Source organism: Acidovorax sp. A1169 (assembly GCF_030704685.1).
In the GTDB taxonomy this organism is placed as follows: Bacteria; Pseudomonadota; Gammaproteobacteria; order Burkholderiales; family Burkholderiaceae_C; genus Acidovorax.
This window is the reverse complement of record NZ_JAUZDX010000004.1, coordinates 20106-44471: the sequence shown is the minus strand read 5'-3', so window position 1 is coordinate 44471 and position 24366 is coordinate 20106. Positions and strand designations below refer to the sequence as shown.

The 24366-nt window shown below is 66.8% G+C and carries 22 protein-coding genes; 13 read left to right on the top strand and 9 right to left on the bottom strand.

What is annotated here, in order from left to right; all coding sequences use genetic code 11:
- Positions 1-218: 218 nt before the first annotated feature.
- Positions 219-605, top strand: coding sequence for a hypothetical protein (locus tag QYL93_RS08575; protein ID WP_305743281.1), 387 nt, complete (start codon positions 219-221; stop codon positions 603-605).
- 35 nt (positions 606-640) lie between these two features.
- On the opposite strand, the gene QYL93_RS08570 is transcribed toward QYL93_RS08575, so the two are convergent.
- From QYL93_RS08570 to QYL93_RS08555, 4 genes are all read right to left on the bottom strand, one after another.
- The gene (locus QYL93_RS08570; RefSeq protein WP_305743280.1) at positions 641-1888 is read right to left on the bottom strand and encodes an SEL1-like repeat protein; all 1248 of its coding nucleotides are present in this window, start codon (positions 1886-1888) and stop codon (positions 641-643) included.
- Between the two features lie 23 nt (positions 1889-1911).
- Positions 1912-3549, bottom strand: a complete 1638-nt coding sequence (locus QYL93_RS08565) for a DUF4384 domain-containing protein (protein WP_305743279.1) — start codon at positions 3547-3549, stop codon at positions 1912-1914.
- A gap of 196 nt (positions 3550-3745) precedes the next feature.
- On the bottom strand, positions 3746-4183 hold the full coding sequence (locus tag QYL93_RS08560; RefSeq protein WP_305743278.1) for a hypothetical protein: 438 nt from the start codon (positions 4181-4183) through the stop codon (positions 3746-3748).
- Between the two features lie 86 nt (positions 4184-4269).
- Positions 4270-4755, bottom strand: a complete 486-nt coding sequence (locus QYL93_RS08555; RefSeq protein ID WP_305743277.1) for a hypothetical protein — start codon at positions 4753-4755, stop codon at positions 4270-4272.
- Between the two features lie 503 nt (positions 4756-5258).
- Here QYL93_RS08555 and QYL93_RS08550 point away from each other — a divergent pair.
- Both QYL93_RS08550 and QYL93_RS08545 read left to right on the top strand, forming a co-directional pair.
- Entirely contained in the window at positions 5259-6110 is an 852-nt protein-coding gene (locus QYL93_RS08550; protein WP_305743276.1) for a response regulator transcription factor, read from the top strand.
- A 75-nt stretch (positions 6111-6185) separates the two neighbouring features.
- Positions 6186-7049 (top strand): sensor histidine kinase, encoded by an 864-nt coding sequence (locus QYL93_RS08545; RefSeq protein ID WP_305743275.1) that lies wholly within the window; start codon positions 6186-6188, stop codon positions 7047-7049.
- 503 nt (positions 7050-7552) lie between these two features.
- Here QYL93_RS08545 and QYL93_RS08540 read toward each other — a convergent pair.
- Together QYL93_RS08540 and QYL93_RS08535 are read right to left on the bottom strand one after the other, a co-directional pair.
- Positions 7553-8836 carry an O-acetylhomoserine aminocarboxypropyltransferase/cysteine synthase family protein gene (locus tag QYL93_RS08540; RefSeq protein WP_305743274.1) on the bottom strand — a complete coding sequence of 428 codons (1284 nt, stop codon included), beginning with the start codon at positions 8834-8836 and terminating at the stop codon, positions 7553-7555.
- A 181-nt stretch (positions 8837-9017) separates the two neighbouring features.
- Positions 9018-11024 (bottom strand): U32 family peptidase, encoded by a 2007-nt coding sequence (locus QYL93_RS08535; protein WP_305743273.1) that lies wholly within the window; start codon positions 11022-11024, stop codon positions 9018-9020.
- Between the two features lie 176 nt (positions 11025-11200).
- Here QYL93_RS08535 and QYL93_RS08530 point away from each other — a divergent pair, with 176 nt between their 5' ends.
- Entirely contained in the window at positions 11201-12352 is a 1152-nt protein-coding gene (locus QYL93_RS08530; RefSeq protein WP_370876952.1) for a branched-chain amino acid ABC transporter substrate-binding protein, read from the top strand.
- A 4-nt stretch (positions 12353-12356) separates the two neighbouring features.
- On the opposite strand, the gene QYL93_RS08525 is transcribed toward QYL93_RS08530, so the two are convergent.
- On the bottom strand, positions 12357-13361 hold the full coding sequence (locus tag QYL93_RS08525; RefSeq protein ID WP_305743272.1) for a GlxA family transcriptional regulator: 1005 nt from the start codon (positions 13359-13361) through the stop codon (positions 12357-12359).
- Positions 13362-13461: 100 nt separating this feature from the next.
- Between QYL93_RS08525 and QYL93_RS08520 the strand changes: the two genes are divergently transcribed.
- The 4 genes from QYL93_RS08520 (at position 13462) to QYL93_RS08505 (ending at position 16877) form a co-directional block, all read left to right on the top strand.
- Positions 13462-14082, top strand: coding sequence for a LysE family translocator (locus tag QYL93_RS08520; RefSeq protein ID WP_305743271.1), 621 nt, complete (start codon positions 13462-13464; stop codon positions 14080-14082).
- A gap of 58 nt (positions 14083-14140) precedes the next feature.
- Positions 14141-14404: a hypothetical protein gene (locus QYL93_RS08515; RefSeq protein ID WP_305743270.1), complete on the top strand. Its 264-nt coding sequence runs from the start codon at positions 14141-14143 to the stop codon at positions 14402-14404.
- Entirely contained in the window at positions 14404-15804 is a 1401-nt protein-coding gene (gene tadA / locus QYL93_RS08510; RefSeq protein ID WP_305743269.1) for a tRNA adenosine(34) deaminase TadA, read from the top strand. The genes QYL93_RS08515 and tadA overlap by 1 nt, the downstream gene beginning before the upstream one ends.
- 80 nt (positions 15805-15884) lie before the next feature.
- Positions 15885-16877, top strand: a complete 993-nt coding sequence (locus QYL93_RS08505) for an LD-carboxypeptidase (RefSeq protein ID WP_305743268.1) — start codon at positions 15885-15887, stop codon at positions 16875-16877.
- A 40-nt stretch (positions 16878-16917) separates the two neighbouring features.
- Here the strand turns inward: QYL93_RS08505 and QYL93_RS08500 are convergent, their stop codons facing one another.
- On the bottom strand, positions 16918-17274 hold the full coding sequence (locus QYL93_RS08500) for a hypothetical protein (RefSeq protein ID WP_057203834.1): 357 nt from the start codon (positions 17272-17274) through the stop codon (positions 16918-16920).
- Positions 17275-17692: 418 nt separating this feature from the next.
- Between QYL93_RS08500 and QYL93_RS08495 the strand changes: the two genes are divergently transcribed.
- From QYL93_RS08495 to QYL93_RS08485, 3 genes are all read left to right on the top strand, one after another.
- Positions 17693-18622, top strand: coding sequence for an adenylate/guanylate cyclase domain-containing protein (locus tag QYL93_RS08495; RefSeq protein ID WP_305743267.1), 930 nt, complete (start codon positions 17693-17695; stop codon positions 18620-18622).
- A gap of 76 nt (positions 18623-18698) precedes the next feature.
- Positions 18699-21257 (top strand): penicillin acylase family protein, encoded by a 2559-nt coding sequence (locus QYL93_RS08490; protein WP_305743266.1) that lies wholly within the window; start codon positions 18699-18701, stop codon positions 21255-21257.
- A 26-nt stretch (positions 21258-21283) separates the two neighbouring features.
- Entirely contained in the window at positions 21284-22297 is a 1014-nt protein-coding gene (locus QYL93_RS08485) for an asparaginase (RefSeq protein ID WP_305743265.1), read from the top strand.
- A 9-nt stretch (positions 22298-22306) separates the two neighbouring features.
- Here QYL93_RS08485 and QYL93_RS08480 read toward each other — a convergent pair whose 3' ends face one another.
- A complete protein-coding gene (locus tag QYL93_RS08480; RefSeq protein WP_305743264.1) occupies positions 22307-23032 on the bottom strand; it encodes a hypothetical protein in 726 nt (241 codons plus the stop codon).
- Positions 23033-23112: 80 nt separating this feature from the next.
- Here QYL93_RS08480 and QYL93_RS08475 point away from each other — a divergent pair, with 80 nt between their 5' ends.
- Together QYL93_RS08475 and QYL93_RS08470 are read left to right on the top strand one after the other, a co-directional pair.
- The gene (locus QYL93_RS08475; protein ID WP_305743263.1) at positions 23113-23832 is read left to right on the top strand and encodes a hypothetical protein; all 720 of its coding nucleotides are present in this window, start codon (positions 23113-23115) and stop codon (positions 23830-23832) included.
- 104 nt (positions 23833-23936) lie between these two features.
- Positions 23937-24350, top strand: coding sequence for an OsmC family protein (locus QYL93_RS08470; RefSeq protein WP_305743262.1), 414 nt, complete (start codon positions 23937-23939; stop codon positions 24348-24350).
- The last annotated feature ends 16 nt before the right edge of the window (positions 24351-24366 follow it).

Sequence of the window (24366 nt, the reverse complement as noted above, 5' to 3'; positions counted from 1 at the left end):
CTCCTGAACACCCGTTGGTGAAACACCAACCGCTGTTGTAAACATTCTTTGCAGTCGCCCTACTGTGTGAGACTTCATGAATCGCTGGCTGCAATTCGCCGTACCGGCTTGTTCAAAAAAGTAACCGTGCGATGGCTGGAATGTTGACGTGGCTTGCCAAGTCGATGGGGGCGTGCGCGTTGTTGATTTTGGGCAGTGCGCAAGCACATAGCGATTAAATGACGGCTTGTGACGAGAAACTCGGCTTCGCCTACGTCTACGGCCAGGACGGCACTCTGCTGGGCGAATACGGCATGGGCGGCAGCAACAGCACCGGCACCACCCAGTACATCTACCTGCCCACGGCCAACGGCCCCATGCCCATTGCCGCCATCGTCAATGGGGTGGCGTATGCCGTGCACAGCGACCACCTGAACACCCCGCGCAAGTTGACACAGCCCGACGGCCAGGTGGCTTGGCAATGGGCCTACAGCGCATTTGGCGACGAACAGCCCACCCTGGGCTCCAAGCGCTTCACCAACGAAACCACCAACCCCACCACGGGCAGCACTACCTTGGTCCATCAAATGCTGATGATGTGGCCGCTTATTGGGCAGACCGAGTAGGAATGGTCCGCTTCGATGTGGAGCGCATCAGCGCATCAGCGCACGGCGCCGGTGCTCTGGGCGCGCCATTCGGCTGGTACGCGATCGTATAGCGGACTGGGGTCGCGCTGCCATCCAGTGGGGCCGGCGGGGGCTGTCGTGCCCTGGCGCATGCCGGTGTTGTGGTCCAGGCGGCCCGGTGGGGCCAACTGCTGCATCCAGGCGATGTCGATCGAGCCGCCGGGGCCTGGGCGCGAGAATATCTGCTGCAGTATCTGGCTGGCCCGCAGGTCGCCGCCGGCCGCAGCCAATTGGTACAGGCGCACGGCCTCGGTGTAGTTGGCCGGCACGCCATCGCCCTGGTGATAGCGACGGGCCTGCTGGTAGCGGTCTGCGGCGCCCCGGCGCACGTCTTCGGGGCGGGTTGGCTCGGTCCGTGCGGTGCCCGCGCGGTGCGCGGGGCCTCCTTCGCCTGCAACTCCCATGCGGCCGGCAAGCAGGTCGGCATTGGCTGCGGCTGCATAAGAGCGCGGCGCTGCCGCCTGGAACTGCGCCAGCGCCTGCTCCAGATGGCCTGCGGCAAGGTATTCCAGTCCAAGCTCGTTCTGTGCCTGAACATTGCCTGCGCGCGCCGCATCCGCAAGCAGTTGCGCTACCGGGCCCTTGGCGGGTGACAAGGCCGCAGTGGGCGGGGGCAAAGGCGCCATTGCCCTTGCCACGTGCCATTCCAGGTATCTGGCCAGAGCCGGGTCGGTGCGGCGCAGCGGGGCAATGAAGCGCAGCGCGCCGCTGGGGCTGGGCGGGGAGACGCAGCCACTGACTTGACACCATGCCGCGCCCGCGGCTGCCAGTGGGTGGCCAAGCAAGTGAGCGCGTTCGAACCAGTGCTGGGCTAGCGGAAGATCCGCGGGCATGGCCAGTCCGTGCAATGCGAGCAGGCCTAGAAGCCAGGCCGCGTCGGCAGGCGCACTATTGCCCTGCGTCGTGCGGGGTGCGGTGGTGCGTTGTCGCGCGTGAGGTGGGGCGGAGCCGTCGCTCGGTGCGGCTGGCTCCTGCAGGGCCGTGGCACGCAGGGCCTGCAAGGTCTTGTCCAGCACAGCGACCTCGGGGCTGGGCCGCAGTGGAGCTGCTGCGCCGAGTGCCGAGCGCTCGATCAGCGGCGCGTCTTCCTGCGGGCCGGGTAGGGCACGTGCGTATGCCTGGGTGCTGGCCGCAGACGCCAACAACAGACCACAGCACACGAACACGGCGAGCCCTGCCGCATTGAACCGGCGTGTGAGGGGCGTGGCTGTCTCTGTGCGCATGGCTCGCCTTCGGGGTGGAATGCTCACTTGCGCGGCGCACCTGCGGGTGCAGCGGCGGGCATGGCCGGCCCCGGTCGCGGCGCCACATTCCAGAACACTGCGTTGCCGGTATACCCCTCGCTTCCCCACGCGGCAGCAAAGGCCTCGTTGAGCTTCTCGAGCGCCCGGTAGCCGAGAATGGGTTTGAGAGGCGGGCCTCGCAGTTCTTCAGGCAGACGGGGGGTGCTGTCCTCGTCGGTAGCGAAACAGGCCACGCCTTCGGTTCCGGGGCTCGCCGCGTCCATGATGAAGCCAGGGTTGGGGCTCATCCAATCCGGGATGCGGATGGCCAGGTTGGCCGATGCCCAGCCCGTGCTGTTGGCCTTGTTGGGCAGCAGGCGGATGATGGTGCCGGTGGCGTCTGCCAAATAGCACTGAAGGTAGGAGGCGCGCGACACTGTGGCCGATAGGAAGATCTGCTCGCCCACTTCGAAGGCGGTGCGATCCAGCAGCACGTTCTCGATCTGGAGGTCGATGGTGCGGGCAGGAGCGGGCGCGCCGTACCTGGGGCCTGCGGGGGCTGCTGCAACAGGTACATCGCCCACGGAGGCGACCGCAGCCACTTCGATGGGTCGAGCATGGCCACTGTCCCAGCCGACGCGGGCCAGCGTGCCGTCGGGCGACAGGCGCACAAAATGGCGCAGCGCACGCTCGTACGTGGCGAAGTCCACTGCGCCGCTCACCACCATGCCGTTGTCGGCCTGAAAGCGCGCAAGCGCCATGCGCAACCGCGGGCTATGGTCAGGCGTGGCCTCGTTGCCCGCGTCCAGATAGCCCTGGCTGGCCAGCGAGCGAACAATAAGCTGCGTGCGCACCGATGGGCCACCCTCGTCAAACCAGTCGCGCAACTGGCGCTGGAAATCAGGATGGTTCTGCTCCAGCGTCAGGCACTGCCAATACGGCACGCGCGCCCACTTGCCAATGAGCTCGATGGTGGCCAGATCCACCAGAGTGCGCACTGCGCTGCCTGAGCCCTGTGTGTAGTCGCGGCCCACGTTGAACTGCACGCCATAGCTGCCGATGCGCCCGGCCAGGTCCACCCCTTGGCCGCCTGTGCCCACGATGACCTCGTTGGCGGAGTCCAGCCCGGGGATAAGCGTGCGCGTGCGAAAGTCGCCCAGGTGCATCTCCAGTGCAATGATGGTGGCGTTGCGGCTCTGGCTGTAACCCACGTCCACCCGCGGGCCCGACAGGCCCGCGTCCGCCCGGTTGTTGATGACGTTCTGGTCCACGAAGGCCACCGCCCCCGACAGGTACAGCGCGGGCCGCTGCAGTTGCATCTGGTTGTTGTTGAGCAGGATGGTGGTGAGGTTCTGCACCGTGTCCTGCCGAGCGATGTCGACCTCATAGTCCACGAAGCGGAACGCATTGCTCAGACGCGACATCTGCGACAGCGCGGTGATCACCATCTCTTTTGTGGCTACTGCCACGCGATTCGACGCATCGGGAATCTGCTTGCTCGTGATCAGCGTGGTTGGCAACTGCGCGTCGCGCAGCAAGCGGTCCATGCACATCAGCGAATCGGAAAAGCTCGAGAGTGAGCGCGCCGGCCGCACAGCGGGTCGGTCTGCCACCGACGCTCGCGAGAGGAAGTCGGCGTCCTTGCGTGGGTCCATGGGCATGGCACAGCCGGCAAGCAGCACCAGTGCAACTGCTGTCAGAGCAACCCATGCTGCCGAGCGGGACACCCAAGCGCTGGAACCCAGGCCGTCAGCCGGCAACGAAATATTGGGGGAGGGCATATTCTGGTTCCTCTGGCCCTTGCGCGCACCTATGCGGCGGGCCATGTTCTCTGTTTCTCGCTGGTCAGGGGCATGCCTACCGGCAGATGTTGACCAGGTCTCCCCGCAGCACCACGACCTGCGGTGCCTGATTTGCTCCGTAGCGCCCCGTGCTCGCCGGCACAGTGTTGCTGCCCACTTCCTGCACGCAGGTCTTTTGCATGCCCTGGGCGGTGGCCGTCGTGACCACGTCATTGTTGGTCAGCACTCCCGTGGTGTCTTCGGCGAACGCACGTGCCTCGTAGCGGGCTATGCGCGCGCGCAACCAGGCTGGAGTCGAGCCGTTGGCGTCCAGCCCCGTCGAGGCGGCCGCCGTGCCAGTGGGTTGCATCTGCACGATGAGCTTCTTGGTCAGCAGCACCGGGTCTTCGCCGGGCGCCTGCGCGCAGACGGCTCCTGCCGAGCAGGCCAGAGCCATAGCCAGGGCGCAATGATGAACCCTTATGGCGGACATGAGGAAGGGGGCGAAGTTCATGGAACACCTTTTGCGAAGAAGACGGGCCAGAGTCGGGTTGACCGCCGGGCATGGCGTGCACGCCCGGTGGCGGCCAAAGGCCGGGCTCAGTGGCCGCCGTAGCCACCGCCGCTGCTGGTGCGCGTGGGCTGGCAGGTAAAGCAGGCGTTGTTGCTGGCGATGTTCTGTACCGCCTTGCTATTGCTGCCGCTGGACAGGTTGGTCAGCGTGGCGTTCACCAGGGTGGTGGTCTGGCGCGAATTGCCGCCGATGGTGACCTCGCCCAAGTTGGTCGACAGGTTCTGGCTGGCATAGGCGTCGCTGCCGCTGGCTGTATTGGTGACGCTGCCGCCGCGGCCGCTGACCGACTGCGTGGAGTTGCCGCTGATGGTGACATTGCCGGTATTGGTGGCCAGGTTCTGGAAGGCCTCGCTCTTGGAGCCCGTAGAGTTGTTGCGCACGGCCACAGAGGTCAGCGATGCGGATTGCGTGGAGTTGCCGGTGATGCTGATGTCGGGGCTCGAAGAGACGGGGCCGGTGGCCATGGCGGCGGAAGCAATGGCGCTCAGCGCGAGGAAAGCGAGGGTTTTCATGGCAGTTCTTTCGATGGTGGATGCGTCTTACATACGGTTTGCGCCGCAGCGGATCTGCGGTGCACGGCGGGGCAGTTCGGGCCGGTGGCGCTGCTCGCTTGGCGAGGCATCTGCTACCGTTCCTTACTGCCTGAGGCCAGTGTCTGGCTGGGGCGCCGCAGAGCGAATACACAGCCGCGGCTACCTAAGGCGGGGGAGCCCCGACTACCGGTTTGCGCATTAAAAGCCGGATGCAGCGCGATGTTGCGCCGCCAGAAAGAGCTGCAATCCGCAAAAAAACTTGGTAGTTACTATTTGCAACTTGTGCAACAAGGATATTTTCCGCTAGGGGTGGTTTGCTTTTTGTTGCACTGTGGCGCCATTCCACACAGGCTAGATGGCCAGTGGTAAACGGGGTGTGAGAGGTAGCTGCGGGTGCATCGACTGCTCGGTGGGCGTCTTGCGCTGTGCGATCTTCTGGGAGATTGCAGGCAGATTCTGGGCGCCCACTAGGAGATGAGCGCATGACGATCAAGGATGGGCAAGCCAGAGACATTGCAACACTGGTGCGGACGCATCCGCAGGCGGGTGGAGCACAGCCGCATGCGGCACCGGCGCTGAAACCGCATCTGCACCAGCCGGCCTACCTGCCGCCGCAGCAGTTCCTAAGCTATGACAACCCGCCATCGCTATGGCCTGCTTTCCTGGTGGGGCAAGAGACTAGCCCGGTACGCGTGCTGCTGGTGGACGACGACCCACATGTGCGCCTGGTTATCGCCCAGCAGCTCATGGCCGACCCGCGCACAATGTTGGTGGCCCAGGCCGGCAGCATGCGTGAGGGGCGCAAGGCCATTCGACTCCACGAGTTCGATGTGCTTCTGGTCGATCTGAACCTGGGTGACGGCGACGCCTTCAGCCTGCTCGAACTGCTCAATCCCGTGCGTCCCAGCGCCCAGGCTGTAGTCATCTCCGTCATGGAGAACGATGACCAGGTGATGCGAGCCTTCGAGTTGGGCGCCGCTGGCTACGTGGGTAAGGGCTCGTGGTTCGGAAGTTATGCGCAGGCCGTGCTGCAGGTGGCGAATGGGGGGGCCTCCATCACGCCAAACCTGGCGCGCCGCCTGTTGCAACGCTTTGACCGCACGCACTCGGCTGAATCGAAACGGCGAGTACCTGACGAGGCCAACCGTCTGTCTGCACGCGAGAAGGAAATTCTGCGCATGGTGGCCAGCGGCTACACCAGCGCAGAGGTGGGCACCCGCCTGCTCATCAGCAGCATGACGGTGAACACCCACCTGCGCAATATTTACCGCAAGCTGCAGGTGCGCACCCGCGCCCAAGCCGTGCGGTTTGCGTCGCTGCGAGGTCTGTTCTAGCAGGTTGCGCCCAGCACCGGCACGCCTTCCTGCCTGAGTGGCATGGTCTTGTTGCGCAACGAAGGGAGTCCTCCTGTGTTTCGTGCCCGTCCGCCATTGGTGGCCATGGTCTGCGTCGGCCTGTGGCTGATGCAGTTGGTGCTTACCGTGTGGCTGCTGTTCTACCGGCGCAGTTGGCCAGGATGGCAGGGCAACGATGCTGCCGCGCCCTGGTGGGAAATGACGGTGGTAAGCATCTCCATAGTGCTGGGTATGCTGCTCGTGTGGCAACTGCCGAGGGCCCTGCAGTGGCGCCCCCGGCGAAGCGTGCGCCCCAGCGCCGAAGTGGCGGCCGAGCGCCAGCGCATCGCTCGCGACCTGCATGACAACCTGGGCTCCCAACTGGTCAGCGCCATGACGTTGCTCAGCACTCGGCCCACTCCCGATCACGAGGTACGCACCATCCTTGAGCAGTGCATGCTCGATATCCGCCTGGTTGTTGACTCAATGGATGGCGCGGGCGAACCCTTCATCGATCGCCTGGCACGCGTGCGCCACCGCATGCGGCCTGTACTGGAACAACGCGGTATCGCCATGGTGTGGGATATCGACGTGCCCGATGGTGTCAACCCGTTGCACCCACAGGGCACTGCCCAGCTAATCGCGATCGTGCAGGAATCATTGAGCAACGTACTGCAACATTCCCAGGCCAGTGAGGTAGTGGTGACCGTGCGCTACGCCCCCGAAGCCCAGTCTTGGTCACTGCAGATCCGCGACAACGGCTCTGGTGTGCGTGCCAGCACGCCGCCAGAAACCAGCGCGATGGCGTCTGCTCTCGGCAGTGGCATCCGGGGCATGCACCACCGCGCCCGTTCGGTCGGAGGACTACTGCGTGTGGAGCCTGTGCCCGGTGGCGGCATCTGCGTGTGGGTATTGGTTCCGAGCAACCGCGCGGATTGAGGGGTCAATGCCCAGGATGCGAAATCCACCGGTTGCCAAGTGACTGGGCAATGCCCGAAGACGGCATGTCCAATAACGCAGTTGGTCGGACTTTCTCCAGCGTCTGCTCCAGATCCGGGGGAAATGCTTTGAGCGGATCAGATCCAACCGGTCCAGTTTGCAGGACGGCCCACGGAGTGTCTTCGTGCGCCTCTCCTGGTGTTCCGGTCTTCGACATTCCAGCCTAGGAGCGTGCGCGGCAGAAGGCATCGAAGCGAAACGTCCGAAAACCGAGGATCGCTGGGTAGTACCGACAAGCCCAGGGTGGACCCCTGGGCGCCGGAGGTGATACCCGGCGAGACCGGTTTGTCGGGCGTTGCAGCCGATGCTCCTTCTGCTGCGCACGCTCCTAGCTAGATTTCCGGACCCGATCAGCCCATGGTACCCGCCCTGGCGTTTCCAGGCGAACTAGGTTACTGCAATGCGCACCAGATGCCGATCAATCAACAACTGGTAGTCCTAAGTCACACCTTCGCCAGCGCCTGCTCCAAATCCGCCTTCAAATCATCGATGTGCTCAATCCCCACCGACAAGCGCACCATCCCCTCGCGCACCCCGGCCTTGGCCAGTTCTTCGGGATTGAGCTGGCGGTGCGTGGTCGATGCCGGGTGCGTGGCCAGTGACTTCGCATCGCCAATATTCACCAGGCGGGTGAACAGCTGCAATGCATCAAGAAAACGCGCTCCCGCAGCACGCGGATCCGCGTCGCTGTTTTTCACCCCAAAGCTCAGAATGCCTGACGCGCGCCCGCCCAGTTGGCGCTTGACCAGGGCATGGTCAGGGTGGTCGGGCAGGCCGGCGTAGCGCACCCATTCGACCTTGGGGTGGGCCTGCAGGTACTCGGCGATGGCCTGGGTGTTGTCGCAGATGCGGTCCATGCGCAGGGCCAGGGTTTCGATGCCTTGCAGGATAAGAAAGGCGTTCTGCGGTGCCAGTGCGGCGCCCGTATTGCGCAGGGGCACGACGCGGGCGCGGCCGATGAAGGCGGCGGGGCCCAGGGCTTCCGTGTACACAACCCCGTGGTAGCTCACGTCGGGCTCGTTCAGGCGCGGGAAGCGCTGCTTGTGCTGCGCCCACGGGAACTTGCCGCTGTCCACGATGGCGCCGCCTACGCTATTGCCGTGGCCGCCCAGGTACTTGGTGAGCGAGTGCACCACGATGTCGGCGCCGTGTTCGATGGGGCGCAGCAGGTAGGGGCTGGGCACGGTGTTGTCCACGATGAGTGGCACGCCATGGTCGTGCGCGACCTTGGCCAGGGCTGCGATGTCGGTCACGTTGCCCAGGGGGTTGCCGATGCTTTCGATGAAGATGGCCTTGGTGCGCGCATCGATGTGCTGCGCAAAGCTGGCCGGGTCGCGCGGGTCGGCAAAGCGGGTTGTGATGCCCTGCTGGGGCAGGGTGTGGGCGAACAGGTTGTAGGTGCCGCCGTAGAGCGTGCTGGCCGACACGATGTTGTCGCCCGCCTCGGCAATGGTCTGGATGGCGTAGGTGATGGCGGCCATGCCCGATGCGACGGCCAGCGCGGCAATGCCGCCTTCGAGCGCCGCGACGCGTTTTTCGAGCACGTCGTTGGTTGGGTTCATGATGCGGCTGTAGATATTGCCCGGCACCTTGAGGTCGAACAGGTCGGCGCCATGCTGCGCGCTGTCGAAGGCATAGGCCACCGTCTGGTAGATGGGTACGGCGACGGCCTTGGTGGTGGGGTCGGGGCTGTAGCCGGCGTGCACGGCCAGGGTTTCGATCTGCATGGGCGTTTGTCTCTCTGTGAACGGTGGTGAAGAAAGGGGCAGGGCGCCAGTTGGGGGACTAGGGCCTGTGCGCCGGACTATTCTTGCACCGCCCGTTGCCGGGCAGATCGAATCGTTTGCTATGTGCTTATGCGCACTGCGCACTGCGCGGTGCCGCATGGCAGCGCCATGCGGCCGTGGCTCAATTGCCCTGCTGCGGCCGCGTGCGGTAGAAGTTCATCGGCGCCTCGCGCGCCTGGTTGTTGAGCACCTGCCGCTTGATCTTGCCCACCACGTGCATCTCGCATGGCTTGCAGTCAAAGCGCAGGGTCAGCTTTTCCTTGCCGTTGATGAGCATCAAGGGCTCGGCCTTGATGGTGCCCTGCACGCCGGTGACGCCCTTGGCCTGCTTGGGGCACAGGCTCATCGAGAAGCGCACGCAGTGCTTGGTGATCATGAGGCTGACTTCGCCTTCTTCCTCGTGCGCCTCGTAGGTCGCATCGATCACCTTCACGCCGTGGCGCACATAGAAGTCGTGCGCCTTGTGGTTGAACACGTTGCCCAGAAAGCTCAGCGTGTCCTCAGGGTACAGGGCCGGGGGCTCCACCGGGGTGGCGCGCTGCAGGCGCGTAAAAACCTTGGCGCGGTTGGCCTCCAGGTCGGCCAGCGCGTCGCGGCGCAGCGCGTTGACGGCCGATGCGGGGATGAACCAGGGCTGCGAGAGCTGCAGACCCACATCGTTCACCGCGAAGATGGTGGCGCCGAAGCGGGCCAGGTGCTCGCGCAGGCTGGCCTCGGCCTTCGTGGCGTCGGTCGCTGGCTGGTGCACATGGTCCAACTGGGCGCCGCCGGCGTAGCCGTCTTCGTCGGTCAGCGTGAGGGCAAAGCCGGTCGGCGTTTCCGACAGGTAGACCCACAGGCCGATGCGGCGGTCGCTTGATTTCTTGTCGAGCGTGCGCACCCAGTCCATGTCGCGGTTGCGGTTGATCTCGGTGCCCCGGCGCAGGTCCTTGAAGCCCTCCATCGGGTCTTTGGGGAACACGCGCCACTGCGTGGTGCTGCGCGGCGACACAGGCTCGGCCCGGTTGATGGCCATGCCCACCAGGTCCTTGTGCAGGTCGTAGAAGCACAGGCCGTCTCCGTTGTGCAGCACGGTGGCGGGGCTGCTCACCTCCAGCTCCACGAAATCGGCGCCCACCTTGGTCACCCAGCCGATGGCCTGGCCGGGGTTCTTGGGCGTGTCGAAGGCGCCGATGTCCTGCTTGCGGCCGGTGACGAAGTAGTCGGTGAACTCGCGGTTGAAGTTCTGCAGCGGGTCGGGCGTGAAGGTGAACCTAGTGCGCCCGCTCGACGAGCGCGACAGCGGGTGGCCCGAGGACTCGCGCTCTTCCATGATGCCGTCGATGAGGGTGCGGTAGTGGGCGGTGATGTTCTTCACGTAGCCCATGTCCTTGTAGCGGCCTTCGATCTTGAAGCTGCGCACGCCGGCATCGATCAGTGCGCGCAGGTTGTCGCTCTGGTTGTTGTCCTTCATGCTCAGCACGTGCTTGTCGTGCGCGATGAAGCGGCCCTGCGCGTCGGTCACCTGGTAGGGCAGGCGGCAGGCCTGGCTGCAGTCGCCGCGGTTGGCGCTGCGGCCGGTCTGCGCATGACTGATGTTGCACTGGCCGCTGTAGGCCACGCACAACGCGCCGTGGATGAAGAACTCGATGTTGGCGCGCCCCGGCGCATCCACCGGGCCCAAGGCCTTGTGCACGGCTGCGATCTGCTGCACCGTGAGCTCGCGCGCCAGCACGATCTGCGACAGCCCCGCGTCCTGCAGAAAGCGCGCCTTCTCGGGCGTGCGGATGTCGGTCTGCGTGCTGGCATGCAGCTGGATGGGCGGCATGTCGATTTCGAGCAGGCCCATGTCCTGGATGATCAGCGCATCGGCCCCCGCCTCGTACACCTGCCAGGCCATCTTGCGCGCGTCTTCGAGCTCATCGTCGCGCAGGATGGTGTTGAGCGTGATGAAGATGCGGCTGTTGAAGCGGTGCGCGTGGCGCACCAGGCGCGCTATGTCACGGATGTCGTTGCCCGCTCCGGCGCGTGCGCCGAAGGCCGGGCCGCCGATGTAGACGGCGTCGGCACCGTGGTTGATGGCTTCGATGCCAATGTCCGCATCGCGCGCAGGCGCGAGCAGTTCGAGCTGGTGGGGCAGGAGAGACATGGGGCGTGATTATTCCAGCGGCGGTCACTCGCGGTCCAATGGGATTTTAATTAGCCCAACTAATACTGTATGCAATTCTGTTGTGCAAGTCTGATGTGCCGAAGTCGGGATAGGATGGCGGCGCCTGGCTTGGCCAGCGCGCCCTCCCTTGTCCTTGCTCATCCGGAGTTTTGCCTGTGTCCTTTGCTTCCCGTTCGCGCTTTCACCTCTCTCTGGCTGCTGCGGCAGCCGCCACCGTTGTCTGCACCGCCGCCCTGGCGCAGGACGTGCAGGTCGTCAAGATCGCCCATGCAGGCCCGCTGTCGGGCGGCATCGCCCACATCGGCAAGGACACGGAAAACGGCGTGCGCCTGGCGCTGGACGATTTGAACGCGCAGAACCTGGTGATTGGCGGCAAGAAGATCAAGTTCGAGATCGCTGCCGAAGACGATGCGGGCGACCCGCGCCAGGCCACGGCCGTGGCGCAGAAGCTGTGCGACCAGAAGGTGGCCGGCGTGGTGGGCCACCTGCAGTCGGGCACCTCCATCCCCGCCGCATCGGTGTACGACAAGTGCGGCGTGCCCCACATCACGGCCGCCGCCACCAACCCCGACCTGACCAAGCCAGGCTACAAGACCACCTACCGCCTGATCGCCAACGACAGCGCGCTGGGTGCGGCACTGGCCATCTTCGCGGCCGACCACCTCAAGCTCAAGTCCGTGGCCATCATCGATGACCGCACGGCCTACGGCCAGGGCGTGGCCTCGGTCTTCAAGGCCACGGCGCAGCAAAAGGGCCTCACGGTGGTGGGCGAGGAGTTCACCAACGACAAGGCCACCGACTTCATGGCCATCCTCACGTCCATCAAGAACAAGAAGCCCGATGCCATCTTCTACGGCGGCCTGGACGCGCAGGCCGGCCCCATGCTGCGCCAGATGGAGCAACTGGGCCTGGGCGGCGTGAAGTTCTTTGGCGGCGATGCGCTGTGCACCGAGAAGCTGCCCGAGCTGTCGGGCAAGACGCCGGCCCTGAAGAACGTGACCTGCGCCACGGGCGGTGCGTCGGTGGCCAAGATGCAGGGCGGCGCCGACTGGAAGAAGCGCTACGACGCCAAGTTCCCCGGCCAGTTCCAGATCTACAGCCCCTACGCCTACGACGCGGCCATGGTGCTGGTCGATTCGATGAAGCGCGCCAACTCGGTGGACCCCAAGGTGTTCATCCCCTTCATCGGCAAGACCGAGTACAAGGGCGTGACGGCAAACATCGCCTTCACGGCCAAGGGCGAGCTGACGACGCCTGCTGTGACGCTGTACACCTACAAGGACGGCAGCCGCGTCGCGCTGAACTGATCTCTCAGGGCGCGGTTCTGGACCGCTCTGCGCGCAACGCGCCGGGGCTGGTTCCATAGTGCTTGCGGAACAGCCGTGCCAGGCTGCTGGCATTGCCCAGGCCCACCTCGTCGGCAATGGCCGCCAGGCTGTGGTGCGAGTGGGTCACGCGCCAGTGGGCCTGCTCCATGCGCATCTTCGTCCAGTGGTCATGGGCGCTCATGCCCATCTGCTCGGTGAATAGCCGGTCCAGCTGCCGGCGGCCGATGCCGATGCGCTCGGCCAAGTCGGCCACGGTCAGGCCATCGGCCAGGGAACTGCGCATCAGCGCCACGGCGCGCGACAGGTGGCGGGTGAGGTCGGGCCCGCCGCCTTCCATCGACTGCAGGTGGTGGCCCTGGTGCCGGGGCGCGTCCACCAGCATGTCGGCAAGGCCCTTGAAGGCGCGCACCCGGCCGCAGTGGCGCGACAGCAGCTCCACCGCCATGTCGATGGCGGCCGTGCCGCCCGCGCAGGTGATGCGGTCGCGGTCAAAACAATAGATCTGCTCGCTGGCCACCGCGATGCGTGGAAAGGCATGGCGGAACTCGGCCACATGGCGCCAGTGCAGGGCCACGCGGTGGCCCTTGAGCAGGCCCGCCTCGGCCAGCAGGAAGCTGGCGTTGTCGATGGCCACCAGCGGCAGGCCCCGCGACGCCGCCTTGCGCAGCACCGGGCCGTAGGCCTGCACATACGCGCGCGAGGCCTGCACCGTGCGGCTGCCAAAGACCACCAGGTAGTCGAATGCCGCCAGGTCCACGGCATCGACCGTGGTGTCCATGTTCACCTGCACGCCGCTGCTGGAAACCACCGGGGCGCCGTCGATGCCCAGCAGCGTCCAGGCGCAATAGCGCTGGCGGCTGTGGTCCTCGTCGTCGGCCGAAAAGCGCAGCTTGTCCAGAAAGCCGCCAAAGGGCAGCAGCGCTAAGTCGGGCAGCGGCATGAGCAGCAGACGCACGTCGGGGCGGGGCAGGGGGATGGGGGTGCTCATGCGGGTGTCAAATTTGGTATGGATATTAGCCAATTTGGATGCGGTGTGTGTCACTGTACGCCACTAGACTGCAGGCCATGTTTGGAGAGATGGTGCTGCAATGGAACTGAAAATCTGGCTGATCTACCTGCTCGCGGTCATCGGCCTGTCGCTGACCCCCGGCCCCAACAGCCTGCTGGTGCTGGCCCATGGCGCCCTGCACGGGCGGGCGCGCACGCTGTGGACCATTGGTGGCGGGGCGGTGGGGTTTGTGGCGCTGATCGGGCTGTCCATGCTGGGCATTGGGGTGCTGCTGCAAACGTCGGCCCATGCACTCACAGTGATGAAGTGGGTGGGCGGTGCCTACCTGGTGTGGCTGGGCATCCAGCTGTGGCGGGCCCCGGCCATGCAGCTGGAGGGCTTGCCGAGTGCCCAGGGTGAGCGGGTGGTCACGGGCGGCAGGCTGTTTCGGCAAGGGCTGCTGGCCGCCATCTCCAACCCCAAGGTGCTGCTGTTCTACGGTGCGTTCCTGCCGCAGTTCATCGTGCCCGGGCGCGACCTGTGGCTGCAGTTCGTGGTCATGGCGGGTACCTTCGCGCTGGTCGAGTGCCTGGTGGAGTTCGGCCTGGCGAGCCTGGCGCACCGCATCCGCCCCTGGCTGCAGCGTACGGGGCGCAAGTTCAACCGCTCCTGTGGGGCCTTGTTCGGGCTGATGGGGGCGGCGTTGCCGATGACGCATTGACCTCCTTCACTGCCGTCCCGGTTTACAGTGCGGTGTTGCACGGTATCGGGAGCAGAGCATGCGTGGATTGTTTGGTTTGGTGGGGCTGGTCGTGGTGCTGGCCATCGTGGGCATCGTTGCCAAGAAGCAGTTGTCGGCCACGCGCGCGCCTGCGGCGGCGCTGCAGCAGGCGCCCATCGCGGGCACCGGTGCATCGGCCCCGGTGATCAACCCCACGGGCAATGTGCGCGAGCAGAGCCAGCAGGTGCAGCAACAGGTGCAGCAGCAGCTCGATGACATCATGAAGCAGCGCACGCAGGCCCTGCCGGACGCCGACAAGTGATGGACGTGGCCGTGGTGCTCACCGACGAGGACGGCATGCGCCTGGCGCTGGCCGAGGCGCGGGCCGCCGCCGATGCGGGCGAGGTGCCGGTGGGCGCCGTGGTCGTCAAGGACGGCCGGGTGATCGCCACCGGCCGCAATGCTCCGGTGCAGGCCAACGACCCCACCGCGCATGCCGAGATCGTGGCCTTGCGCGCGGCCGCGCAGCACCTGGGCAACTACCGGCTCGATGGCTGCACGCTCTACGTCACGCTGGAGCCCTGCGCCATGTGCAGCGGCGCCATGCTGCATGCGCGGCTGGCGCGCGTGGTGTTCGGTGCCACGGAGCCCCGGACCGGCGCTGCGGGCTCGGTGCTCGACCTGTTTGCCCACACCGCCATCAACCACCAGACGTGTGTGCAGGGCGGGGTGCTGGCGGACGAATGCAGTGCGCTGCTCACCGGTTTTTTTGGTGCGCGGCGCAGCCAGCAGCGTGCCGACGCGTTGGCACGCCACCCGCTGCGCGACGACGCACTGCGCACGCCCGATGCGGCCTTTGCCGACCTGCCCGGCTACCCCTGGGCGCCGCACTATGTGAGCGACCTGCCCAGCTTGGCCGGGCTGCGCCTGCACTACCTGGACGAAGGCCCGCAGGATGCACCGCGTACCTGGCTGTGCCTGCATGGCAACCCGGCCTGGAGCTATCTGTACCGCCATATGCTGCCCGTGTGGCTGGCGGCGGGCGACCGGGTGGTGGCGCCCGACCTGATCGGCTTTGGCAAGAGCGACAAGCCCAAGAAGGAGGCCGCGCACCGCTTCGAATGGCACCGCCAGGTGCTGCTGGAGCTGGTGGAGCGCCTCAGCCTGCAGCGCACCGTGCTGGTGGTGCAGGACTGGGGCGGCATTCTGGGGCTCACGCTGCCCATGGACTGCCCTGAGCGTTTCGACGGCCTGCTGGTGATGAACACGCTGCTCGCCACCGGCGACGTGCCGCTGCCGCAGGGCTTCGTCGACTGGCGTGCCATGTGCCGCGACAAGCCGCTCTTCGGGGTGGGCCGGCTGCTCGCGCGCGGCAACCCGCAGCTATCGCCGGCCGAGTGCGCGGCCTACGATGCGCCGTTTCCCGACAAGGGCTACCGCGCTGCGCTGCGTGCCTTCCCCGAGCGGGTGCCCGCCGGGCCACAGGACGAGGGCGCCGCAATCTCGCGCCGGGCGCGCGACTTTTGGCGGCAGCAGTGGCAGGGCCGCAGTCTGATGGTGGTGGGCGCGCAGGACCCGGTGCTGGGCCCGGCGAGCATGCAGGCGCTGCAAAAGGACATCCGCAACTGCCCCGATCCCGTCGTGCTGCCGCAGGCCGGGCACTTCGTGCAGGAGCATGGCCGGGGCATAGCCGAACGGGCTGTGGAATACTTCGCACCCTGACCGCACGCCAGCGCCGCTCTTTGCGGCCCGCCAGCGGCATCCATTTCACGGAGCAGGCCCGACACGGGCGCCTGAACGCTTTGCACAACGATCACGACCACCACCATCACGACCACGCCGATTGCGACCATGACCATGGTCCCAAGCACATCTATATCTACTCGCCGTCCAGCGCCGTGCGCGACAAGGCAGCCTTCAAGCGGGGCATTGCCCGCCTGAAGGCCCTGGGGCATGAGGTGGAGGTGGATGTGGACGCGCTGGCCAGCCATACGCGCTTTGCCGGCGACGACGACACCCGCCTGGCCGCCATCCACCGCGCGGCCGCCAGCGGCGCGCATGTGGCGCTGATCTCGCGCGGGGGCTACGGGCTCTCGCGCATCCTGCCGGGCATCCGCTACAAGGCGGTGGCCAAGGCCATCGACAAGGGCATGAAGTTCGTCGGCCTGAGCGATTTCACGGCCTTCCAGAATGCGCTGCTGGCGCAGACCGGCGCCGTGAGCTGGGCCGGCCCCGCCCTGGGCGCCGACTTCGGCGTCGCGGGCGAGCCCGACGACATCATGGAGGCCTGCTTCGACGACCTGCTGACCGGCCACGGCGAAGGCGCGGGCTGGCGCATGCACCGCGAAAAGCCCCATGCCACCACCGGCAAGCCGGCCGTGCCCGACATCTACGTGAAGAGCGCCCAGCTGTGGGGCGGCAATCTGGCGGTGCTGGCATCGCTGGTGGGCACGCCCTACCTGCCCAGCGTGAAGGGCGGCATCCTGTTCCTGGAAGACGTGAACGAGCACCCCTACCGCATCGAGCGGCTGCTCACGCAATTGCTGCACGCGGGCGTGCTGGCGCAGCAAAAGGCCGTGGTGCTGGGCCAGTTCACCCAGTTCAAGCTGGTGCCGCACGACAAGGGCTACAAGCTGCAATCGGTGGTGGACTGGCTGCGCAGCCAGATCAAGGCGCCCGTGCTCACCAACCTGCCGTTCGGGCATGTGGAGACCAAGGTGCTGCTGCCCGTGGGGGCCACGGTGTCACTGTCGGTGGAAGAGCGGGACGCGCTGATTTATTGGGGGCATCTGTAGGCCCTGCAAAAAGGCCCCGCGCGCCGCAGGGGCTTGCCGCTCAGGATGCCGACGACGCGCGTGCCACCGGCGTACCCAGGGCGCGCGGCAACAGGCCCTGGAACAGGAGTGTCACCTGCGCGATGACGTTTTTGGCAGAAGGCTCGCCCTGCAAAGGGACCAGGGTGCTCTGCAGGTCGGTGCGCAGGTACCACAGCGCCTCGATGTCGCCCGCATAGCGCAGGCGGATGTTCATGCGCGCCACCTCGCAGCCGGAGAAGCCCGACAGGCTGCCGATCATGGCGCGGCGCACTTCCTCCAGTTGCTGGTCGCGCACCCAGGCGGTCGACGCAGGTGCGTCACGGCCAATCAGGCCGTGCAGGCTGCTGCCGCGTACGTAGGGTTTGTTCCAGCGCATGGAATGGTTCTTCACCATAAATAAGTAACAAGGAGCTCAAGGTACGTGGCCGACTGCGCAAATGCAAGGGGGCCGCTCTCGCTTTTCGCATAAAGCCAACAAGCCTTGATAGCTTTTTGCAAACAATTGCAAGTTTTCGATCTGTTTTTGAATGTAGTACGAATGGATTAAGCAGAAGTCATGCCCGGTGCTGTGAACGCTTGGAGCCATCCACCGGCAGCTGCTTGCAAAGCGCTGCTGGCCTGTGAATGCGGGCGAAAGCCTGCCGTGTAACTGCGCCAGCAAAGCTGGCCCGGCCGGGCCGCCGTGGCCTCAGTGCAGGGCCCTTGCCAGGCGTGCGCAGCCGCGGTGGCGCCATGCGTTCTGTTGGCGCTTGAACTAAACTGATTCACATGAAGTTACCTGCGCTTGCGTACCCATGACGGTTTTATCGACGGTGGTCTTTGCCGACATTTCCGGCAGTACTTCGTTGTACGAGACGCTTGGGAACGAGCGCGCCACCGAGGCGGTGACGCAGCTGACCCAGTGGATCGCCGACACCATCGAGGCCAATGCCGGCCGCGTCGTCAAGAAGCTGGGCGATGGTGTCCTGGGCATCTTTGGCGATGCCGCCGGTGCCGTCTCGGCCATGGCCGAGATGCAGCGCAAGCACCTGGCCCGGCTGGACCGCTGGCCCCACCCCCTGCGCATGGACATCCGCGTGGGCGTGGCCAGTGGCGAGGTGGTGGATGTCGATGGCGATTGCTATGGCGACGCCGTGAACGTGGCCTCCCGCCTGTGCGAGCGGGCCGGCCCGTCCGAGATCTGGGCCACCGAAACGTCGGTACTGCTGGCAGGCGCTGCGGCCTCGGTCTGGTACCGCAAGCTCGGGATGATGGAAATCCGTGGCAAGGCCGAGACCCTGATGCTCTACCAGGTGGAGTGGCGCCAGAACGAGGAGCCCGACTCGCTCACCATGCAGTCGGCGCTGATCAGCAGTTTCTCGCCGGTGGATTCCATCCTGGGGCAGATCCAGTTCTCCTGGCATGGGGTGGACCTGTCGTTCAGCTCGGCCGATGCCCCCGTGAATGTGGGCCGAGCCACCGAGATGCAGCTGCGCATCAATGACCCCCGCGTGTCGCGCCTGCACGCCCGCATCGACTGGCGCAACAGCGGTTTCGTGCTGACCGACATGAGCAGCTTCGGCACCTGGGTGCGCTTCAAGGGCAGCGACTCGCCCGTGCGCCTGCGCCGCGATGCCTGCATCCTGCACGGCACGGGGGAGATTGCGCTGGGCGTCTCTTTCAGCGAGTCCACTGCGCCCAAGATGCGCTTTCAGGTGGTGGGCGGCAACGTGCACTTGGGTTGATTCCCTTGGCCCTTTTTACAGGGGCAATTCGAAACGTTCTGACACAATGCCCGGCGACAAGACAGGACGGAACGAAATGGCGTGGATCAAGAAAACGGCCGTGGGCCTGGTGGCTGCGGCCTTGCTGATAGGGGCGGGCGCTGCCATGTACGTGCAGCGCACGTTTGCGGTGGTGGACGGCAAGATCACCGTCGCCGGCCTGGCAGGGCCCGTGAGTGTGCGGCGCGACGGCGCGGACGTGACGCACATCGGCGCGCAAAGCCCGCAGGACGCCTGGTTTGCCATGGGTTATGTGCATGCGCAGGAGCGCACCTGGCAGCTGGAATTCAACCGCCGCGTGATGCATGGCCAGCTCTCCGAAGTGTTTGGCGAAGCCACGCTGGAGACCGACAAGCTCATGCGCTCGCTGGACATCATCGGCACGGCGCGCAAGCAGTACGCCGGCCTGCCCCTGTACGCTCGCGAGGCGCTGCAGGCCTACAGCAAGGGCATCCATGCCTTCCACAAGGACCGCCCGCAGGCGTTGCCCCCTGAGTTCCTGGTGCTGGGGGTGAAGCCCGGCGGCGAGGCCGGCGCGGTGTGGGAGCCCGAGGACAGCGTGGGCTGGGCGCTGATGATGGCGCTGGACCTGGGCGGCAACTGGGGCAATGAATTCGCGCGCCTGTCCGTGGCCCGCACGCTCGACACCGACCGTCTGTGGCAGCTGATGCCCCCGTACCCGGGCGAGCCACCCGCCGCATCGGCCGACCTGGCGGCGCTGTACCGGCAACTGGGCGTTTACCGCAGCGATGCCGCTGCCGCAGCGCCCAGCGCCGGTCTGCCCCGTGGCGCCGCGCTGCAGGCCCGAAAACCCGACGCTGCGCCTGCGGCAGAGCAGGGCGGCAACCCGCTCTCGCGCCAGATCAGTGCCGGCATGCTGGCCTGGGCCGATGAGCTCACGCGCAATGCCGGCACCAGCGACGGCAAGGGCAGCAACAACTGGGTGGTGGCCGGTTCACGCACCGAAAGCGGCAAGCCCCTGCTGGCCAACGATCCGCACCTCTCCCTGAGCGCGCCTGCCATCTGGTACTTCGCGCGCCTGCAGGCGCCGGCCGGCAAGGCGTCGGACGGTTCGCCGATCGCCGCCATCGATGCCATGGGTGCCACCCTGCCGGGCCTGCCCTTCGTGGTGCTGGGCCGCACCGCCAGCGTGGCCTGGGCCTTTACCAACACCAGCCCCGACGTGCAGGACCTGTACCTGGAGCAGATCAACCCGGCGGACGCCACGCAGTACCGCACGCCCGAAGGCTGGGCGCCATTCGCCGTGCGCAAGGAGACCATCCGCATCAAGGGCAAGCCCGACGTGGATATCGCACTGCGCAGCACGCGCCACGGCCCGGTGCTCAGCGATGCGCAGAAGTCGCACGCCGACGTGCTCGACCTGAAAAAGTACGTGCTGGCCCTGCGCTGGACGGCGCTGGAGGCGGACAACCAGACCGTGCTGGCCGGACTGATGGTCAACCAGGCCACCACGGTGGAGGACCTGTTCGCCGCCTTTGAGTACCACCAGGCGCCCATGCAGAGCGTGCTGGCGGCCGACGTGAGCGGGCGCATCCGCTTCCAGGCCGTGGGCCGCGTGCCCGTGCGTGCGCCGGACAACGACATCCGCGGCGTGGCTCCATCTCCCGGTTGGGAAGCGCGCTACGACTGGAAGGGCTGGCTGCCGCTGGACCAGACCCCGCAGGACGAGGGCGCCAAGGGCTGGATCGCCACGGCCAACCAGCGCGTCACGCCCCCTGGCTACCCCCACTACCTGGCGCAGGACTGGGTGCTGCCCTACCGCTACGAGCGCATTGCCGAGCTGATCGAGGCACGCCCCCGGCATACCGCTGCCAGCCTGCAGGCCATCCAGCTCGACATCACCTCGCTGGCCACCCGGCGCCTGCTGCCGCACCTGCAGCAGGCGAAGTCCAGCCACCCGCTGGCCGCCAGGGCGCAGGCCCTGCTCAAGGACTTTGACGGCGTGATGGACGCCGGGCGTGCAGCGCCGCTGGTGTTTGCCGCCTGGGCCGACGAGTTGGCGCGTGGTGTGATCATTGCGCGCATTGGCGAGGCACGCTTTGCCGCCACCTACGGCAAGCGCGACTACCGCGCCGGCATCGAAGGCATCCTGCAGCGCAACGACACCTGGTGGTGCCAGCCCTCTACCTGTGCGGAGCAGTCCGGCGCGGCCCTGGGCCGTGCGCTCGATCGCCTGCAGGCCGCCTATGGCGCCGACCCGGCCGCGTGGCGCTGGGGCGATGCCCACCCCGCGCTCAGCGCCCACCGGCCTTTTGGCAGTGTGGCGGCCTTGGCGCGCTTCTTCGACGTGAGCGTGCCTTCCGATGGCGACGGCTACACCGTGAACGTGGGCCAGTACAACGCGGGCGAGGCCAAGGGCCCGTTCGCCAACCGCCACGCCGCGTCGCTGCGCGCCATCTACGACCTGGCGGACCTGGAAAAATCGACCTTCATCTACCAGACGGGGCAAAGCGGCCTGGTGTTCTCGCCGCGCTACCGCGACATGGCGACCGCCTGGGCGGGTGCTGGCACCCGGCTGCTGCAGCGCCAGCCAGCGCGCTTCAGCCACGCCCTTACGCTCGCGCCGGCGCCTTGATCCAAGAACAGTTTCCAAGGATTCCCGTGGGTTTCATACCGTTGATCGAAGTGACCCGGGGCGCCCTGGTCGAATGCCAGCACTGGGGTGCCGTGGCCGTGGCCAACCGCGAGGGCAGGCTGCTCGCCCAGGTGGGAGATCCGCACTCGGTGGTGTTCACGCGCTCCACCATCAAGGCTTTCCAGGCGCTTCCCTTCATGCAGTCGGGCGGCGCCCGTGCGCTGGGCTGGGGCCCGGCCGACCTGGCGCTGCTGTGCGCCAGCCACAACGGCGAGCCCATGCATGTGGCACAGGTGGAGCACATGCTCGCCAGCGTCGGCAAGGACTACCACGCGCTGCACTGCGGCTGCCACCGGCCGCTGTTTGCCGAGCTGGGGCTCGGCTTCCTGCCGGCGGACTTCGTGCCCGACGAGCGCCACAACAACTGCAGCGGCAAGCATGCCGGCTTCGTTGCCTACTGCGTGCGGCAGGGCCTGCCGCTGGACGACCACCTGCACCCGGCGCACCCGCTGCAGGTGGAGATACGCAGCCGCGTGGCCCAGGCCGTGGGCCTGGAGCCCGATAGCCTGGCCGCCGGTACCGACGGCTGTTCGGCCCCGAACTACGCCATGCCGCTGGCCAACCTGGCACGCGGCTATGCACGCCTGGCCGGCGGCGCGCCGGACACCGATCTCGACGAGAGCCTGACGGCGCTGGCCGATGCCATGGTGGCGCGGCCCGAGCTGGGCTCGGGCACGGGTCGGCACGACCTCGACTTCATGCGCGTGGGCGCGGGCGACTGGGTCTCCAAGACCGGGGCCGATGGCGTGCAGGTGGTGGGCAGCCGCAGCCGGGGCGAGGCCTTCGCGCTCAAGATCATGGACGGCAACATGCCCGCCCAGGTGGCGGCGGCCGTCGAAGTGATGGATCAGCTCGGCTGGCTCAGCGATGAGCAGCGCGCGGCACTGGCCCCTCGGCGCTCGGTGCACCTGGTCAATCCGAAGGGGATCGAGGTGGGTACCCGCCGGCCCGTGTTCCAGCTCGGCTCTTCACGGGTCTGACAGCGAGGCTCAGGAGGGCAGGGGGTAGGCCGCATCGGCCGCCGGGAAAAAGCTGGCGAAGGGCTCCGAGTCGGGCAGCACATACACCACACCCGCCTCGCGCCCGAACCAGGGCGCAATGTTCCGGTTGTAGAACTCCGTCGGCGCATTCACGCAGCCGTGGCTGATGCGCCGCTCGGCCAGCACGGGGCTGGCCAGGCGCTGCACGCGGCGCTCGGCCGGGTTGCCGCGCACGCGGTGCAGGGAGACGGCCGACTGGTAGTCGATCCACACGATGTCATGGCCCTGCAGGTTGCTGCCGGGCTCGCTCACGAAGCGGCCAGCTGGCGTGGTGCGCTCGTGCGGGCGTATCTGCGACAGCGGCCGCTGGCCGATGCCGGGCGCCGAGTGGTCGCCCAGGGCCGAGCCCAGCAGCACCGGCGCGCTGCCGGCGTAGCCGCCTGCGGGGCCGAACACGTGGATGGTGGCGGCAGGCTTGTCGATCACGGCAAAGGCCATGCCCTGGTGGTTGGCGCTGGCGCTGACCCAGCGCACCAGCCGCTGTGCATCCACCGAGGCGCCCGAGCGGCTCCACGGGTCAGCCGCCGCCAGGGCAGCGGGTGACCATGCGGCTGCTGCCAGCCATACCCCGGCGCTGGCCAGCAGGGCGCGGCGCGGCATGGCGCAGGGCTGCTGCGCGCTTGAAAGCGCCAAAAATTCACGGAGAGCGGGGTTGGTAGCGGTGGACAGTGTCATGGTGCCCCCCAATCGTAGCGGTTTGTGCCAATAATGGCGCTACCCGCGACTTCCGCAAGGCCCCCGGGCCTGTGACCACCATGTTCGATCGCATTCGCCAGGCTTTTGCCGGCACCGCCGCCGACGCCGACTCCACCCAGGGCCACGCGGGGCCGGTCACCGGCGCGCAGTTGGCCCGCTGGATCGCAGAGCAGGGCCTGCACAGCGTGCCGCAGCCGGTCGAAGGCCATTTCGACGTGGGCGGCGAGATACTGGGCCGACCCTGGCGGCTGGAGGGCAGCACCTCCACGCGCGACTACATCCTGGGCCTGGAGCTGCGCGGGCGCGCCGATGTGGATGCCGACCCCGACGCCGCGGTGCTGGTGCTCAACCGCCCGCTGCGCGACGCGCTCGAGCGCCATGCCTACAACGCCATCACCGACAGCCTGCAGACCAGCGTGGATGCGCGCCTGCCCGAGGAGATGCGCTGGCTGTCCATGTTCGACGAGGTGTCCTGGCCCGAACTGCCTGGCTCGTTCCGGCGCCATTTCGCCGTGGTGGCCGAGCGCATCGACCATGCCGAGCGCTGGATTCACGCGCACCTGGTGTCCGAACTGCTCAACGCGGTGGAGGGCGAGCAGGGCGCGCTGCGCTCGGAAACCCCCATGGTGCTGATGCTTGCGCGCGGCCGGGTCTACCTGCGCACCGAGCACACGCGCCGCTCCCTGTCCGAAATCGTCCATGCCCGTTCCGTGCTGCTGACGGCAGCCCAGGCCGCAGCGCAGCACCTGCCGGCACCGCCGGTGGACCTGGATTCCTGACCCGTCGCCCCGCCTTCAGGGGCAGGCTTCTGCGAATCTCCCGCTTGCGGCGCCGGGTCCGCCGTGCTCCTATCATCAGGGCCTGCGTTCCATAGAGATTCAGAATGACCACACCCTCTGTCCGCGCCATTGGCGGGACCACCCCTTTCACTGTGACCCTGACCGATGAGGCCGGGCATACCTGGCTGGGCGACGAGCCTGCGGAGATGGGCGGGGCCGATGCCGGGCCTTCTCCCTTCCACCTGCTGCTGTCGAGCCTGGGGACGTGCACCGTCATCACCTTGCAGATGTTCGCCGCGCGCAAGCAATGGCCCTTGGCCGGCGTGCAGGTGGCCTTGCAGCTCAACCCCGCAGCCACGCCCGCCAGCGGCAGCGACATCACGCGCACGATCACTTTGTGGGGCGCGCTGAGCGATGAGCAGCGCGAGCGCCTCTTGCAGGTGGCCAATGCCTGCCCGGTGCACAAGCTGCTGACCGGTGAGGTGCGCATCGCTTCTGCACTCGTTGAATCAAGCTGAAGCCGTGCGTCAGCGC

Bases quoted from the DNA above. Each gene is read 5' to 3' on its own strand.
- QYL93_RS08575 (WP_305743281.1), top strand. From the start codon at position 219: ATGACGGCTTGTGACGAGAAACTCGGCTTCGCCTACGTCTACGGCCAG.
- QYL93_RS08570 (WP_305743280.1), bottom strand. From the start codon at position 1,888: ATGCGCACAGAGACAGCCACGCCCCTCACACGCCGGTTCAATGCGGCA.
- QYL93_RS08550 (WP_305743276.1), top strand. From the start codon at position 5,259: ATGACGATCAAGGATGGGCAAGCCAGAGACATTGCAACACTGGTGCGG.
- QYL93_RS08555 (WP_305743277.1), bottom strand. From the start codon at position 4,755: ATGAAAACCCTCGCTTTCCTCGCGCTGAGCGCCATTGCTTCCGCCGCC.
- QYL93_RS08480 (WP_305743264.1), bottom strand. From the start codon at position 23,032: ATGACACTGTCCACCGCTACCAACCCCGCTCTCCGTGAATTTTTGGCG.
- QYL93_RS08490 (WP_305743266.1), top strand. From the start codon at position 18,699: ATGGCGTGGATCAAGAAAACGGCCGTGGGCCTGGTGGCTGCGGCCTTG.
- QYL93_RS08495 (WP_305743267.1), top strand. From the start codon at position 17,693: ATGACGGTTTTATCGACGGTGGTCTTTGCCGACATTTCCGGCAGTACT.
- QYL93_RS08515 (WP_305743270.1), top strand. From the start codon at position 14,141: ATGCGTGGATTGTTTGGTTTGGTGGGGCTGGTCGTGGTGCTGGCCATC.
- QYL93_RS08470 (WP_305743262.1), top strand. From the start codon at position 23,937: ATGACCACACCCTCTGTCCGCGCCATTGGCGGGACCACCCCTTTCACT.
- QYL93_RS08500 (WP_057203834.1), bottom strand. From the start codon at position 17,274: ATGCGCTGGAACAAACCCTACGTACGCGGCAGCAGCCTGCACGGCCTG.
- QYL93_RS08520 (WP_305743271.1), top strand. From the start codon at position 13,462: ATGGAACTGAAAATCTGGCTGATCTACCTGCTCGCGGTCATCGGCCTG.
- tadA (WP_305743269.1), top strand. From the start codon at position 14,404: ATGGACGTGGCCGTGGTGCTCACCGACGAGGACGGCATGCGCCTGGCG.
- QYL93_RS08475 (WP_305743263.1), top strand. From the start codon at position 23,113: ATGTTCGATCGCATTCGCCAGGCTTTTGCCGGCACCGCCGCCGACGCC.
- QYL93_RS08560 (WP_305743278.1), bottom strand. From the start codon at position 4,183: ATGAACTTCGCCCCCTTCCTCATGTCCGCCATAAGGGTTCATCATTGC.
- QYL93_RS08525 (WP_305743272.1), bottom strand. From the start codon at position 13,361: ATGAGCACCCCCATCCCCCTGCCCCGCCCCGACGTGCGTCTGCTGCTC.
- QYL93_RS08540 (WP_305743274.1), bottom strand. From the start codon at position 8,836: ATGCAGATCGAAACCCTGGCCGTGCACGCCGGCTACAGCCCCGACCCC.
- QYL93_RS08535 (WP_305743273.1), bottom strand. From the start codon at position 11,024: ATGTCTCTCCTGCCCCACCAGCTCGAACTGCTCGCGCCTGCGCGCGAT.
- QYL93_RS08565 (WP_305743279.1), bottom strand. From the start codon at position 3,549: ATGCCCATGGACCCACGCAAGGACGCCGACTTCCTCTCGCGAGCGTCG.